The 14,363-nt window shown below is 40.2% G+C and carries 14 protein-coding genes; 5 read left to right on the top strand and 9 right to left on the bottom strand.

The window, feature by feature from the left end; translation table 11 throughout:
* Positions 1 to 6 precede the first annotated feature (6 nt).
* The gene (locus tag GTQ48_RS08035; protein ID WP_163106122.1) at positions 7 to 615 is read right to left on the bottom strand and encodes a TnsA endonuclease N-terminal domain-containing protein; all 609 of its coding nucleotides are present in this window, start codon (positions 613 to 615) and stop codon (positions 7 to 9) included.
* A gap of 645 nt (positions 616 to 1,260) precedes the next feature.
* Between GTQ48_RS08035 and GTQ48_RS08030 the strand changes: the two genes are divergently transcribed.
* Together GTQ48_RS08030 and GTQ48_RS08025 are read left to right on the top strand one after the other, a co-directional pair.
* Positions 1,261 to 1,782, top strand: a complete 522-nt coding sequence (locus GTQ48_RS08030; RefSeq protein ID WP_163106121.1) for a hypothetical protein — start codon at positions 1,261 to 1,263, stop codon at positions 1,780 to 1,782.
* 408 nt (positions 1,783 to 2,190) lie between these two features.
* Entirely contained in the window at positions 2,191 to 2,829 is a 639-nt protein-coding gene (locus GTQ48_RS08025) for a hypothetical protein (RefSeq protein WP_163106120.1), read from the top strand.
* A 317-nt stretch (positions 2,830 to 3,146) separates the two neighbouring features.
* Here the strand turns inward: GTQ48_RS08025 and GTQ48_RS17920 are convergent, their stop codons facing one another.
* The 7 genes from GTQ48_RS17920 to GTQ48_RS07990 form a co-directional block, all read right to left on the bottom strand.
* Positions 3,147 to 3,377, bottom strand: a complete 231-nt coding sequence (locus tag GTQ48_RS17920; RefSeq protein ID WP_420837599.1) for a DUF4282 domain-containing protein — start codon at positions 3,375 to 3,377, stop codon at positions 3,147 to 3,149.
* 326 nt (positions 3,378 to 3,703) lie between these two features.
* Positions 3,704 to 3,952 carry a hypothetical protein gene (locus tag GTQ48_RS08015; RefSeq protein ID WP_163106117.1) on the bottom strand — a complete coding sequence of 83 codons (249 nt, stop codon included), beginning with the start codon at positions 3,950 to 3,952 and terminating at the stop codon, positions 3,704 to 3,706.
* 1 nt (position 3,953) lies between these two features.
* Complete coding sequence (locus GTQ48_RS08010; RefSeq protein ID WP_163106115.1) at positions 3,954 to 4,898, bottom strand: hypothetical protein; 945 nt, start codon at positions 4,896 to 4,898, stop codon at positions 3,954 to 3,956.
* Positions 4,895 to 6,262, bottom strand: a complete 1,368-nt coding sequence (locus tag GTQ48_RS08005; protein ID WP_163106114.1) for a hypothetical protein — start codon at positions 6,260 to 6,262, stop codon at positions 4,895 to 4,897. The genes GTQ48_RS08010 and GTQ48_RS08005 overlap by 4 nt, the downstream gene beginning before the upstream one ends.
* Positions 6,262 to 7,050, bottom strand: coding sequence for a hypothetical protein (locus GTQ48_RS08000; protein WP_163106112.1), 789 nt, complete (start codon positions 7,048 to 7,050; stop codon positions 6,262 to 6,264). The genes GTQ48_RS08005 and GTQ48_RS08000 overlap by 1 nt, the downstream gene beginning before the upstream one ends.
* The gene (locus GTQ48_RS07995; protein ID WP_163106111.1) at positions 7,050 to 8,384 is read right to left on the bottom strand and encodes a hypothetical protein; all 1,335 of its coding nucleotides are present in this window, start codon (positions 8,382 to 8,384) and stop codon (positions 7,050 to 7,052) included. Before GTQ48_RS07995 ends, GTQ48_RS08000 begins: the two co-directional genes overlap by 1 nt.
* Before the next feature lie 25 nt (positions 8,385 to 8,409).
* On the bottom strand, positions 8,410 to 9,426 hold the full coding sequence (locus GTQ48_RS07990; RefSeq protein ID WP_163106110.1) for a ComEC/Rec2 family competence protein: 1,017 nt from the start codon (positions 9,424 to 9,426) through the stop codon (positions 8,410 to 8,412).
* Between the two features lie 566 nt (positions 9,427 to 9,992).
* Here GTQ48_RS07990 and GTQ48_RS07985 point away from each other — a divergent pair.
* Positions 9,993 to 10,934 (top strand): HrgA protein, encoded by a 942-nt coding sequence (locus GTQ48_RS07985; protein WP_163106109.1) that lies wholly within the window; start codon positions 9,993 to 9,995, stop codon positions 10,932 to 10,934.
* A gap of 305 nt (positions 10,935 to 11,239) precedes the next feature.
* Here the strand turns inward: GTQ48_RS07985 and GTQ48_RS07980 are convergent, their stop codons facing one another.
* Positions 11,240 to 11,938: a hypothetical protein gene (locus GTQ48_RS07980; protein WP_163106108.1), complete on the bottom strand. Its 699-nt coding sequence runs from the start codon at positions 11,936 to 11,938 to the stop codon at positions 11,240 to 11,242.
* A 100-nt stretch (positions 11,939 to 12,038) separates the two neighbouring features.
* Here GTQ48_RS07980 and istA point away from each other — a divergent pair, with 100 nt between their 5' ends.
* Together istA and istB are read left to right on the top strand one after the other, a co-directional pair.
* Complete coding sequence (gene istA / locus GTQ48_RS07975) at positions 12,039 to 13,532, top strand: IS21 family transposase (RefSeq protein ID WP_163106107.1); 1,494 nt, start codon at positions 12,039 to 12,041, stop codon at positions 13,530 to 13,532.
* Positions 13,525 to 14,274 (top strand): IS21-like element helper ATPase IstB, encoded by a 750-nt coding sequence (gene istB, locus GTQ48_RS07970; RefSeq protein WP_008301732.1) that lies wholly within the window; start codon positions 13,525 to 13,527, stop codon positions 14,272 to 14,274. Before istA ends, istB begins: the two co-directional genes overlap by 8 nt.
* The last annotated feature ends 89 nt before the right edge of the window (positions 14,275 to 14,363 follow it).

Genomic DNA, 14,363 nt, shown 5'->3' with positions numbered 1-14,363 from the left:
GTGGGCTTACTTCTTCTTAAGTATTGATTCTGAGTTCAACGGGCTGAATACATCCCAACTGAGGCTACTGTGTGCAACTAGGCGCATAGCAGTTATAAACGAAGACCCTCTGAAATCTGATAGCTGCTTAAATGTCAGTATCGATGGAATTGATAAGAAAACTCTATTCTCATCCTTAGTCAGTGGGTGACGGCGGTATGGATAGAGCGCCTGATAATTATTGAATTGCTCCCCTATATAAATATCTCGATCGGAAAGTAACGTCAGCTCGTGACCGATCTCTTTAGGAAAAAGTGATTGGAGTATCTGAAACTTATGTTGATTCTTTTCGCTTTGGAGCTTATCGAACGGTTTCACTTCAACGCTTTTGTAAGCGCCGCTTCTCAGCTTTATCAAAATGTCGGGTGTGTAGCGCCTTTTGCGATTAAAAAGTGTGTAGTTAATGGTGAAAGGTTGTGTAGTGTATCGAAGAACAGTGTCATCAAACTCACACAGTAGAAGCGCATGCCCTTCCATCATACTTTCGCAATACATATGAGCGTGGTTTTTAACCGAGCTAAAACCGGAAAGGCGAAGAATTCTGCTCGTACGAGGCAGCTTTCGAAGTCGTTGCATGATCTGTTTCTCCGTGGATAGTCTTACTATTGTCACGCAAAAAAATATCATGCTGCTCTTACTTACGACTTTACTGCTACGTCCAAGATATTTTTTTGCACAAAAAATGCACTGTTTTCTTGAACTATAGACGTATTTTGCTAAGTTTAAAGGTTGGGTTGCATGAAAAAGCACCCTAGAAAATGTTGAAACATTCCCAAGTCTTATAAAGAACTCATTTATTGAAGTTTTCGGGTGTATTCTCATCAAAAAGCCTTAAAGTTGGTTGTTTTTTAGTCTCCCTGACGCATTGTTGTTAGTTTAAAAGTATTTATTCTTGATTATCAAACGTATAGTATTAAGGTCTTTTTTGATTGTTTTTTGTTCAGTAATTTTTTTTATAACATTGATTATTGTAATTTTTTATTTAACGTTTACCGTGGTCCGATGTGTTTTTTTTGAAGCGTTATAAGTGGTTATTTGCCATATTTGGAGGAAAGTGAAGAGAAGTGCATATATTTATATGTTAATAAAACTCTCATGGCGGCTTTTTGAGTGCTTTAATTGAAAGTGATGTAACTTTTTTTTATTTTTTTTAAATTTTAATTTTTTGTGAGAATTATCACAGATAGTATGTCTACACAGCGATTTTACATATCCACACCAGTGGTAAATGACTTTGGCAAAGTAGTAACAAGCTTGGGGCTTGTGAAGAAATTCTGGTATACAGCTTTTTTCTTTCACGAAATGGCGTATTTGGAATGGGCGTATGCGAAAAAAGCTCCATGGAGTTTTCCTCCGCCAAACTCAGATGTTGCGAGAGCTTTTCTTGAGCGAAAACAAATTGGAAAGATTTCTTCGTTTCCAAAAGTAGTAGAGACTATCTATTGCGATATGCCAACTAAAGATGTGGAGTCATATAAGAAATTTTGTAACTACTTTAATATAAGCCACAACGCACTGATGGAGTTTGCACTCAAAGAAGCAGTGAACAGGGTTACAAGTGTGAAGTTTAATAAAAGGGGCCTGCCAGACAGTCACAGTTTGTTTTTTCTGAGGCATGCTATTACTGATAAACCACGCTTTGACGATAAGTTGTTTCGCATCAAAGAGGCCTTATTCTGTGATGATGGAGTTATACCTAATTCTTTCAAAAGTGCATTTCGCAAAAAAAATGCTAACCGTTAATTCATGTTGTCATTCCTAACTCATCCAGAGAATCTTTGAATCGCCCAATTTTTGCTAGACAAATTCCTTTTACCTGACCTCGCACATACCCCTATACTTACAATCAGGCAAGTCAAACTTAAGACAAAAGACAGTGTACAATTTCAGTCTTAATTACAAATCGAGCCATTATTGAACTGCTACAAAGTTATATCTACGTAGCGTGCTGTTGAGTCATTACACCATCTACAATGCCAATTCTGTTGACCATATAAACATGGTCATAAAACTTCACGCCATGCATGTAGGCAAGGCTAAGTTTGGAATTGACGTTTGAATAAATGCGAACTTAAAAATGTTGTATATCAGTTCTAAAAATATGGAATTATAAGAAGTTAAAAACAAAGCTGTAAGAGAGAAAGGAGATTTATGGGGCCAGGAACGCAAGTAAAAAATATAGTAGGGGAATTTCACTTCAAACGCATAACTAATCCAGCATTTATAGGGATTTTTGATTGTCAAAGAAATAACTTTCCACCACGGCTCAATGCATCACGCAAAAAAGTCGAGATTCGGCGCTCTATATTGACTACTTCATTTCTTGGGGACTGCACCGGTTATCCTAAGAACGGCATTGCTGAAGCCATCATTGGTGAGCAGCACTTAGAGTTTCTCGAAAGTTACGTTAAAAGCATTCCACAAGACGTTCTATGGTTTGCCGCAGATTGTGGACTTTATTCTCACATAACTTTGAAGTTTCTTGCGATGCTCGCGAAGCAAAGCGGAAAGTCTGTAAACTCGATAGCAATACCGCCTTTGAAGTTATATGGCCCTCGGGTAAGCTCGAATTTCGAAGCTTCTTGGGGGGAAATTACTGAATATTGTGACTCTTCAGTATTGATAGAAGCTTCGCTAGACAAGGAGACAGCATCAATGGCAAAACAAGAAGGCTTTAATAATCTTTTAGAACAAGTAAAGTTTGTAGAGCAAAAAGCTTTTAATAGTCTGTTAGAAAAAGTGGAGTTTTTAGAGCAACTAGCTTCAAACTTTGTACATTACCCCACTTAAAACAGTCGCTATTTTTTATATCGCGCGTTACTTTATTAAAAGAAGGTACTAGGCAGATATCATTGACTGACTAACCGTCAATGAAGCCGCATCGGCGATTTACTGCTTTTTTGCTGATAACATATTCTCAATGCCTACCGAAGAAGTCTCATACACATCTTAAGCATTCATTTTTTGACGATAGTCTAATGCATGAGATGATTAAGAGGCTTTTTCAAGTTCGGCATAAGCCCATGGAACGTAGTGCAAGGCTCCAGTCTTTGCGGTGCGCCAAAACTAAGGTAGACATTCAAGGGAATAGACTTTTTTGCAAACGGCTAATTTTTATCAGCTATTTTTTGTAAATTATCATTGATATTGAATAATATTAAGATGATTTCACAAGTTATCCTGAGAACAATAAGTGCAGGCACAATAAATACTAACGCCCCGACTAGCTTCTCAAAACCCAAACGGCTGGGGTAATTGGATAAGATTATTACTCCATAAACTAGTATATAAACAGTCGATGCCCAGTATATAGGCGTGAGTAACCTTGGAGTAATCATCTGTCTTAAGTTAAGTAATTCCTTCATGCTTTTCCTTAGCTATTATCATTGTTTTGCTTTAGTTTGTTGTCTTTGACAGACTTCAACCAAAATTAATTGTTATATCAAGGCCATAAAAATTAACCGCCAATATATTTATTGATGCAAGATAACACTTCATTAGTATCTCAGGCCCATTATCAACAACAGTTGATTAGCCAACCAAATGTGAAATATATATCAGTCAATCTCAGCGTTATCGTCTTTGTTCGCATAAGGTGGCAAGATATCGAACGAATTCTCCTCGCTTATACAAATTACAAAGATAAGTGACCACTGATTTTTTTCTAAGCTCTCGCTCGCTTGAGCCAGAGAATAAAACGGTCAAATTTAGTCAGTTTATGATTCAAGCGACCATTAGGCTTATGATCATTCAGGCTCTTCCTGGTCTTAACTGCAAGTGTTGCCACTCTCATAGGGTCATGTTGACTCAGTTGTTTTTCAAAAAGTGCCTCAGGTATTGGACGGTCCAGAATACGATTAACTTGTCTAGCGAAAGCTAGATTTTGTTGCTCAATCGCTTGTTTTATGTCCATATTATTTTACCAAGTATTTATAAAAAATTGATTCCACGATTTGCAGTCCTTGCTTATATTCGCGCTTTGCTGCTGCGGACGTCTTATCTTCCACTTTTACAAAATAGCGGCATTCAGGTTTGCGGTTAACCGCGTCTTTATAAAATATACTGAATTGCTGATTGAAGCCTTTCAGAGAAAACTCCGTTTGAGAATAGTCGGTAGCCATTAATTTGAAATAGGCATCTTTTCTTTCTTCAGGGTATATAGAAGTTACGACCAGCGAGTTATCTCTTACTTCAACAAAGTACGTGTATTGTGCACGGCCATCAGAGTTTGCCCAACATGGTGGAAATTCAAGACCATTTGATAGATTCTCGACTTGACCAATTAAGTTGGAATTTTTCTCTTCAAGCTCTTTCTTTATTTCTTGTTGTTTAGCGATTTCTGCTCTTAATTCTTCATTCTCACGCTCTGAGTCTTGTACTTCATTCTTAATCTCAGCGAGCATAGTTTTCGCTTCCTCAAGTTCTTGAAGACACTTTTCGAGCGCTTCATTTGCTTGTTTTACGGCGGCAAGAAGTTCTGGTATGTCTATGTTTTCGCTATTTGCTTTTGTAAGTGTTGACCAGACGTCATCTAGCTTCATTTTTGCTAAAACTTGGGCTGCTTCATCTGACTTTACGGAGCTTTCTAAAGCCTTAACGAGTGCCTGCATTTGAGCTACTGCCTCTGTAAGTTCCATGGATGCAGGCTCTTCTGGTGAAGTCGATAGTCCGAGAGCGTTAGTTATTTCCTCTAAGGTTGATGTCATCTCTTGGTATTGCGCTTCTATTTTTTCACTATTATCGAGTTGCTCTTGCATCGTTACATTCAATAAAACCATCACAATCAGTAATGCAAACATAATGATGAGCAGTAATTCTGTGACTGAAATACTGAAAATGTCGTCTTTACTTTGACTCACCCGCTCACGACCTCGTTGCTTCTAGACAAAGAGTCCATTTCATGTGTAATGAATTTTGCTGTTTTAACGAGGTTTTCGCTGAAGTCTTTAGAGTGTTCCGACATCGCCTTAGCTTCAACACCCCATTGTTGGGATAGCTGCTCAATACTACTGATTCTTTTCTTAAGAGCCGAAAGCAAAGCTTCCTCTTCTTCTATAAGCTTACCTGCGGAAGAGGAGGATATTAGTTGTTTATAGGTATCAATGACCTCTTTATAGTCTTTGGCTACTCCCTTCATATGAGTTTCAATCTCAAATTCTGAGTTCAACATTGATTTTGTTCTAGTCGATACCTCATCCGACAACGTCCTGAGATTTTCAATGTAGGCTGCTTGACTTTCACCTAGTGCGCTGACATCTGGAGCAAGGTGTTTTATTGCTGCAATTTTTTCTGAAGTATCTTTTGCTGTGGAGCCTAACTTTCTTACGCTTGCACGTGCTTCTCCTACACTAGAGCCAAATTCTCTTGAAGAATCTCTTGCGACTTCAAATGTCTCAGCAAGCTCTTTGCGAAGGTTGGCGAATTGGGTTTGGAGCGAGTCCACAATATCTTTATTTATTCTAGAAAATTGACCCCTGCTTTCATCGATAAGTTTATCAGACGATTGACGGAGGTTTTCAGAAACCTGTTGACCCAAAGTATCTAATTTAGTTAAAGATTCTGACAATACTTTCTCGGTTGATTTAGCAAAATTGGTAAGTGATGATTCACCAAGAGATATTAATTTCTTTTGGGTTTCTTCGAACATTTCAATCGATTTATTATTGCGTTCTTCAGTGTCCTGAATATTCTTATTCATCGTGTTTGATAGCTTAGAAAGGGCATCGTTCGTTCTTCGCATTTGAACGTTAAATCCTTTAACCGTTTCATCAAGAGATTCTCTTGCTGATAGCTGGGCAGTTTCTACAGAAGTATCAAAGTTTTGTAGGTAAATTCGAGTTCCCATTCCCAACAAAGTGGTGATCATTGCCGCTCCGAATTGGGAAATTACTACGGATGCAGAGCTTGCACCTTCCTCTATGTTAAAAAAGAGCATTGAACAAACGAGAGAGATTAAAGTGAGAAGGAAACCTAAGTAATAAATGCTGTCCGAAAACATCCCAAGTAGGGCGATTGGCTTACCGCCCTTGTGGTATTGAAAGTAATAAGATCCCATTACAGCACTACTCAATATGACAGCGACCAAAATGGGAATATTGAATCCTGCAATCGCTAAACAAAGTATGAGGCCCACTAACGAGTGTATAATAAACGCCTTGCGAAGCGTGTCGGCGTCAATTTTATATTTTTCCGTCGATAGCGTGCCAGTTTGATTGTCTTCCATTATCGTACCTTCATTACTTTAAGATTTGATACCCCAGCTTCTTCGAGGATGCGTTCCCACCATGGGATGAGGTCTGCGCTTTGAATCTCGCCTTCTTTTCCTTTTCTTAGCAACCAGTACAACTGAATATCTGTTCCAAAAAGGTCAGGCACCATTGGCAATGCTTTGTCGAAATCTGCGTCTTTGAGGTAATTATTGTAAAAACTGATGCTATCTGAGTGTTGTAACAGGTCACTCAGCAATACAATTTTATTAAGCTTCACCTCACCATTTAGTGATGATAACGCGGCTAAATCTTGAAGACTCTCCAACAGTGGAGAGCTTGGTGCATTTTCAGCGGTAATAAGAGTGTCAGTCACTTCAGTAACTATTGACGAAAATTGTTTTTCAAATTTTTTCGTCATCAGCCTGTTGTTTTCGTAAAAAGAGTTCGCGTCGGAGCCATCACGAGGTTTGCATTTATCAAAAATTGGTGCAGATAGACCTTCCATCGTTTGGGCATCGATTTCGTATACTGCCAACCTGGCACCTGTTTTGAGGTCGGTTATCTCTTTATCGATCGCTTTCTTTATCAACCTTTTCTGATTTTCACTAAACCCTCCAGTCTTATCGAACAAGACCACAGTAAGAGGGCTTTTAGTATTTATTTCACACAATGTAACTTCATCGTAGCTTTTTGCTGTCAGCATAATCCATCCGACAGCCGCAATAACGGCTATCAGCGCTATTATCGCACCGGCTAACGTCCAATTGATCGGACTTTTGGTATCTTCGTCAAGTAAGCTCATTACGCGGTTTCCTTAAAAAGGTCGATATCATTAACTGCATTTTGATATTCCGTTCTAAGCGTCTCTAATTCGCTAAATTGAAACTCATTGATTGCTTCTCGTTTTATTTTAAAAAGGGCTGCATCTTCAGAAGATATAAGACTCTTTAATTCAGAAAACTCTAATGGAGGCATGGGCTTAGACAAGTCAGCTTTCTTATCAAGGATTTGGGTACATTCATGAGAAAAGCGTTGGCGACATATTTCACAAAAGGTTTCGAATTCGGACTTTTGTAACGATAAGTAGCTTTGGTAGTCTTGATAGAGTAAGTCTAGCGCCTCAGAATCTTCTTCGAGCGTCTTTGCTAAAATATTTAGTTCTTCATGTGCAGTTTCGAACTGTTGGTTTAGCTCCTGCTTAATTTGAGAAACCTTCTTCATTGCTTGAGATTTTTTCGATGTATATGCTTTTCTCGCTGCTTTTGTTTCTCTAGTGATTTTTCCATAGCCAGGATACAGCTCATCTTTGAAAATAAGCTTGATGACAAAGAAAACAAAAATACCAATCGTAACAGCCGTAAGCAGCCAGCTTTCAAAGGTCGCTATTCCAAATGGTTCGGCCATCAAACTGTTAACTGCCATACTGCTAGCTGAGTCAACATCTTCGTCCAGAGCTGCTCTATAATGACCAACCAGCAATGCTACACCGCACATAATAAGAAACGATACAATGAGTCCAACTGCTCCAGCTAAGCTAGTACCTGACTTAACATGACGAAAATATTGCAGGCCAATGACAAACCCTAATGCCATCGCTAAGTTAACAAAAGAGATTGCGAAAGCTAGCGCAAAGCCCCCAACTAGACCGAACTCACTTGCTTTCGACAGAAAAAAGGAGTTAATAATTCCTTCGAGGATCATTGCTAGAATAAGGTATCCCCACACCTTTCCTGGGTTCTCGCTATAAGAGGCTGAGTGAGTCAGTTTATTATCTTCTCTGAATTTACTGAGGCTTGCTTCTTTTTCATTTTTCGCTCGAAGTTCTTCTTTTACCTCTTTTGATATCGCATCAACATAATTTCTCCCTTCAGGTAGTGCTCTGTGTTTTACCTGTTTCACCTTTGAAATAGCAGATTCTATCTTTCCGCTTTTCAAAAGCTCCTTGTGTGATGCAGCTCGAGATAGGAGAACTCTTCTACTGTTTCCTTCATTATCTTGAACGGTGTTTCTTCCCTTACTTTCAATTACACCATCATAGATTTCACTATTCTGATTTTGCAATGTAGTGGTAATCACTCTATTTGCATCAGTGTTAGTCAAAATACTTTCAGACTTTAAAACGTCAAAAATTTTCATTATTAGACTCCGCGAAGTGATTCTTCTATAGCGTGCAACTATCTATTTCAGGAGTTAAATACTCCACGTTAGATATGCCTTGGTTTGTTATTGTTACAGCGATATCGTCGTCGCCAGGTGAGTCCTTGCAACCGGTATACCTTTCGTCTTCCCAGTCATGCGGATTATCTTCTGTATCTTTTAAGTCAGTTCGAAACAAGTTTTCTATTGCAACGCCATGCCGTAAATATCTATCCTTTACAGCGCGAGAAGGGTGTCCATATTTGTGACCTGATTGGAAAACGACATATTTAGGAGAAACCGCTGTTATGAAGCATTCGCTACTTGATGAGTCAGAGCCATGATGTGGAGCAATTAGAATATCTGCGTCAATTGACCTAGATGAGCTGCTTTCTACCATAGCTTTTTCAGTATATGCACAGCTACTAAAAGGCGAACCAATTTCTCTGCCAATGGCGTCCCCAGGAAATAGTATTGATTGACCTGCATATTCTAGTCTTACAACGATGCTAACAGCGTTTCGCGCTTTAGAAAGCGGAAGTGGTCTACCCTTCCAGCGATGTTGGCCGTAAATGACAGTAGCGGTGACATCGCCGTAGCTAAACTCCATGCCAGGCAGTACATCGCGTGACGCATCGTATACCTTCATCCCTTTATTCTCAGCAATAATTACAGCTTGATTAAAGCGTTGCCATGTCTTTGATGAGCGAGATACTCCCGTTCGTAGAAGGGTGTTTACTTTATAATTTGATAATATTGAAGCTGCGTCGCCTATATGGTCGGCATCACTGTGGGATAAGACCATCAATTGAACAGTCTTATTCTTGCCTATAGTTTTGAGAGCATTTAAGCAGCGAGAGCCTCGCCAATGGCCGGCGTCTAAAATTAATATTCCGTCGTCATTAGGCAGTTCCACGATTGAACAGCTGCCGGAGCCAACATCGACAACTCTGACTGATAGCGAGCTTTCAGATAATGCCTGACTAGAGACTACAGTTGCAGTTAAAAGTATAGATAAGACAATTACTTGGAGAGAAGACAACAATAAATCCTTTTATGGCGCATTTACCCACTCAATCATCCAAGATGAGTGTTAGGGTCGTATCATACAGCCATCAATGGGTAGTGTTCAAGAAGTCTTAAAAATGGTTATATGGGACTAATATTAAGACTAGGTACATAGGTTTTTTATAATATAAGGTAAGTTATCGACAGCCGATAACTTGTTTTGAAACCAAATCTTAAAGCTTTAACTGCGGATATTAGTTCAAATTGAAAATCTGCTATAGCAAACTAATCTAGAGTAGACTTAAGAGACGCCTTGAGTTGTAGGTAGTAACACCTCATTAAAATGAACGAACCAATACCCCTATTTAACATTATATACTAAGCCGTTCAGGCTATGACTTTCAAAACTCTACTCATTCAGACCTACTTAAAAAATGAAAATTGCGATTACTTTGTATCGATTTTGCGGACCGCTCAGAAATTAGATAATTAGGTCAAGTCATGCTAATTTCACACTAATTGTTGGTGTCATTTTTGCGCAATAAGCTATTACTTTTCATCAGTAATTCAAGCCAAGGTGATTATATAAGGAAATTGTAGGTGTCCAGACTGTCACAATCTCAGAAAATAGTTGAATTGTTGAAGGCAAATCCAAATCAAAAGTTCAATGCTCGACAAATAGCGCAGCAAATAGTTGACTGCTATCCAGAGGATTACAAAGATAAAAGACAAAACCCTAGATTTGTTGATGATAAGGCTTTTATATCCCAAGTTGTTGCAGAAATAGGTTCACAGAAAGATCAGATAGTAAAAAGTGATGCGCATGTATTTTGGCAGGACAAACCAAGGCCACGAGTCTATTGGTATAATCCCGCGAAAACGGTGGGGCAAATAGAGACTGAAAAAGACGAAATTGAAGAGGACAGCGATGAAGTTGCAACAATACCTGAGTCTACAACTTTCTCTGAGCACGACCTCTATCCAATACTTATAGATTACTTGAAGACAGAATTAAATTTGTACTGTCAAAGAATAGATGAAAAGCGTTCAAAAAACTCTCGTGGTAATGGAGGGAATCAATGGCTGCATCCAGATATTGTAGCTATGCAACCGGTCGATAAAGAATGGAATGAACTCATACGAAGTTGCGTGAAGCAGGGGGCTGGACAAAGTGTTCGCCTGTGGTCTTTTGAAGTAAAAAAAGAGCTTACTGGTTCTAATGTTAGGAAAAGCTTCTTTCAAGCAGTAAGCAACTCAAGCTGGGCCAATGAAGGCTATTTAGTAGCAACTTCCATTTCAGATGGCAGTGTTGAACAAGAATTAAGGATGCTTTCTGCGCTGCATGGAATTGGAGTTATTCTTCTAAATCATGAAAACCCAAGCGAGAGCGAAATGATGCTTCCTTCAAAATCAAGAGCAGATGTAGACTGGCAGTCAGTGAACCGGATATTAGTCGAAAATTCTGACTTTAAAGATTATATCGAACTAGTTTCTACGTATTACCAGACTGGAAGAGTACGAGCTAGAGATTGGAATAGATAGGTTACTTAAAAGATAAGATAGCAATGTAAGATTACGCGCCATTCGTGAAAAAATGCACCCGAACAATCATACACTATAGATGATGGTTCGGGTGCGCCCACCCCTAGCCCTTTTTACTTTGAACTGCTTCAGTTACTCGGCCTCGGCTGTTTCACCTAGTCTTTGACAAGTTACAAAGCGCCATAAAAATGAATCACGACCCCAAAAGGGGTGGTGTGGCAAATGCCTCACTTTTTTAATATGAGCTGACGAACAGCTCTAGTGATTGAGATTAGCTCTCAATTTGCTATTGGGTTTGGTTAAGTTTAAAAGGGAAATAGTTCACTGTGCAAGTTCAACTTCAACATACATTGATAAAACGAATACTCTAGTGCCTTTATATCTTGAAATGGAAAGCTATTAATCGAGCGTATAACTAAATACGGTTCGCCATTTTGAAGTTTTTCACAATATCTATTAACTGCCTGAATAAGCCCATCGAGACTTAAGTCAGCCTCTATATCTGCTGCTAGGACCCAATTAGCTTCTTCATTGTTAGAGCGAACCATTCCATCTAATTTAGAATGAAAATGAGCATTTGCTGGAGATTTCAATCCCGCTCTAATTTGTTCAACAAAAAAATATTGGCCGTTATGTGCAATAATGATTACTCGACAAATAGATAGCCTGCTTTTTTTATCTATTGGAATAGATAGTTGATGTTTGAAGATCACTTCGCCAATGAGCTTTCTATATGTAGGGCAAGCTTGAACAGATGAGTCCAAAGCATTTTCATAGGTATAAAATAAATGTTCAATTTTAGGTTTTAACAAATACTCGTAGTTATTGATGAAATAAGCCATCTGACGCTCTGTTGCATTAGCTTTGCCATTCCTCCATTTTGATACCAAAGCGACAGATTTTTCACTTAAACCCGCTTTTATGGCAATGTCCTTATTACGATATTTATTTTCTTCAATTGCTAATCTCAACAGCTTTTTTGTGTATTTGTATTCTTTTTCCAACTGAAAACTATAAAGCGACAATTAACTTGAACGGTTGAGCGACAACTATCTTGACCGGTTGTTCTGTTAAGGTTCGACACGATAATTCGAGGAGAATGGCGTGTCGGGAAATCACATCACAGAAAAACAAGTCAGGTTATATATGAAGTTCAGAAAGGATTTCACGCAGGAAGTGGCCGCCAGTAAAGCGGATATCTCTGTTAGCTCCGCCAGACGAATCGAGAATGGTCGTCACCAACCTAATCAAGCAAAACGCCAATGGCGTACCAGACCCGATCCTCTTGAAGCGGTGTGGGAGAGTGTCGTTGTTCCCATCTTACAACAAGATGAATTGATTACGCCGGTAGGCGTATTTGATCATCTATGTGAATCACATAGTGACGACTTCCCAACTACAGCACGACGTACGCTTGAGCGCAGAATTAAGAAGTGGCGACAATTACACGGTGGCGCTAAAGATGTGATGTTCTTGCAGCATCACGAATCAGGACTACTGGGAATATGTGACTTTACCCACGTCAAATCTCCTATCACCATAGGACGAGAGCCGTGTAAGCACATGCTGTTTAACTATCGCCTAGCGGCCAGCGGCTGGCAGTATTGCCAAGTAGTTTATGGCGGTGAGAGCTTTGCTGCATTCTCCGATAGCCTTCAGAAAGCGTTTAGAGAAAGTGGTGGCGTGCCCAAAGAAGTCCGCACTGACAGCTTAAGTGCGGCGTACCGAAACCATGACAATGCCGAGGCATTTACCGAACGCTATAAGTCGTTGATGGCGCATTACGGTTTTACGGCCACACGTAATAATACCGGTGTAGCGCATGAAAATGGTGTTATCGAGTCTAGCAATCGACATGTCAAAGCGCAGTTAGAACAAGCGCTGCGTATACGCGGCTCGTTCGATTTTAACTGTCGCGATGACTATGAAGGCTTTATTCAGCAGTTAGTTGGGCGGCGTAACAAGCGTATCAACACCGCCTTTATCAAAGAGCAGCGACAATTACAGCCATTGCCGCCTGTAGGTAGCGCCAATTACTCAATAGAATATGTGCGCGTCTCGCGCACCAGCACTATCAATGTTAAACGCGTGACCTACACAGTGCCTTCCCGCCTGATAGGCAGTCGCTTGCGGGTACAAGTGTATGATAACAGGTTAGCCTTATATCTCGGTCATGAACTGACTTACACCCTAGAGCGCGTTTATGCGCAAGGCAGTTCGCGTAAACGCAGCGTCAATTACAAACACGTCATAGATGCTCTGGTTAAAAAGCCACAAGCCTTCCGGTGTTCACAGTGGCGCGACGAGCTATTACCTAACGAGGATTACCGATGCATCTGGCAATATGTTAACGGCAATATGAAAGCAGATGATGCCTGTCGTTATATCGTCAGAGTGCTTCACCTTGCCAGCAAAAAAGATAACGAAATACGGCTGGGGCGCTTTATCATGCAGCAACTGAATACGGGGAGACTGCCCAGCCTGTTTGACTGCCAAGAGCGCTTCCAGCAACAAACACGTGATATACCCCAACTCCAAGTGGGGCAGCATTCGTTAAAACAGTATGGCCTACTGTTGCAAGGAGGTCGAAATGACTAATACAGCTTCACTACCATTGATGCTAAAAAGCTTGCGCTTAAGTGAGTTCAGAAACCACTGGGAGAGCCTTGCTGAAAAAGCACTGCACGAACAATGGCGACCCGAACACTACTTAAGTGAGTTGTGCCATATGGAGCTAGCAAGTCGGACAGACAAGCGACAATTACGTTACCTAAAAGAGTCAAACTTGCCCTCAGGCAAACACGTTGGCGGCTTCGACTTCAATGCCATAGAAGGCATTAGTAAAGCGCGCCTGCATGACCTGGCCGATAACCACGAATGGGTTAAACAAGCCACAAACCTACTACTGTTCGGTGCTAGCGGTGTAGGCAAAACCCACCTCGCCAGCGCATTAGGTTACAGCCTGATAGAAGCTGGAACCCGCGTAAAGTTCTATCCGGCCACCGCCTTGGTGCAACACCTACAAGACGCCAAACAGCAACTAAAACTCCAGGATGCGCTGAATAAACTGGATAAATACCAAGTGCTAATCGTGGACGACATCGGCTATATCAGAAAGACAGAACAAGAAACCAGTGTGCTGTTCGAACTCATTGCGCACCGTTATGAGAGGTTCAGCCTTATCATTACATCCAATCAATCGTTCGAAGACTGGGATGCATTGTTCACCGATACTACCATGACAGTTGCAGCTATAGACCGGCTCGTTCATCACTCACATATCATTCAATTACAGGGAGAAAGCTATCGAAGAAAAACAGCAATAAAACAGGAAGAATAACTCAGCGACAACCGGTCAAGATAATTGACGCCGGACCGGTCAAGACAGTTGACGTTCTATAGAAAACCTTTTACTCATAAAATAGAGGG

It is taken from the genome of Alteromonas genovensis, assembly GCF_010500895.1.
GTDB lineage: Bacteria > Pseudomonadota > Gammaproteobacteria > Enterobacterales > Alteromonadaceae > Alteromonas > Alteromonas genovensis.
Note: the sequence above shows the minus strand (reverse complement) of the source record. Positions and strands in the feature narration are given on the sequence as shown.

What these genes read in the sequence shown, in the direction of transcription:
- GTQ48_RS08015 (WP_163106117.1), bottom strand. Translation starts at nt 3,952, where the DNA reads ATGGACATAAAACAAGCGATTGAGCAACAAAATCTAGCTTTCGCTAGA.
- GTQ48_RS08005 (WP_163106114.1), bottom strand. Translation starts at nt 6,262, where the DNA reads ATGGAAGACAATCAAACTGGCACGCTATCGACGGAAAAATATAAAATT.
- GTQ48_RS07995 (WP_163106111.1), bottom strand. Translation starts at nt 8,384, where the DNA reads ATGAAAATTTTTGACGTTTTAAAGTCTGAAAGTATTTTGACTAACACT.
- istB (WP_008301732.1), top strand. Translation starts at nt 13,525, where the DNA reads ATGACTAATACAGCTTCACTACCATTGATGCTAAAAAGCTTGCGCTTA.
- GTQ48_RS08025 (WP_163106120.1), top strand. Translation starts at nt 2,191, where the DNA reads ATGGGGCCAGGAACGCAAGTAAAAAATATAGTAGGGGAATTTCACTTC.
- GTQ48_RS17920 (WP_420837599.1), bottom strand. Translation starts at nt 3,377, where the DNA reads ATGATTACTCCAAGGTTACTCACGCCTATATACTGGGCATCGACTGTT.
- GTQ48_RS08035 (WP_163106122.1), bottom strand. Translation starts at nt 615, where the DNA reads ATGCAACGACTTCGAAAGCTGCCTCGTACGAGCAGAATTCTTCGCCTT.
- GTQ48_RS08000 (WP_163106112.1), bottom strand. Translation starts at nt 7,050, where the DNA reads ATGAGCTTACTTGACGAAGATACCAAAAGTCCGATCAATTGGACGTTA.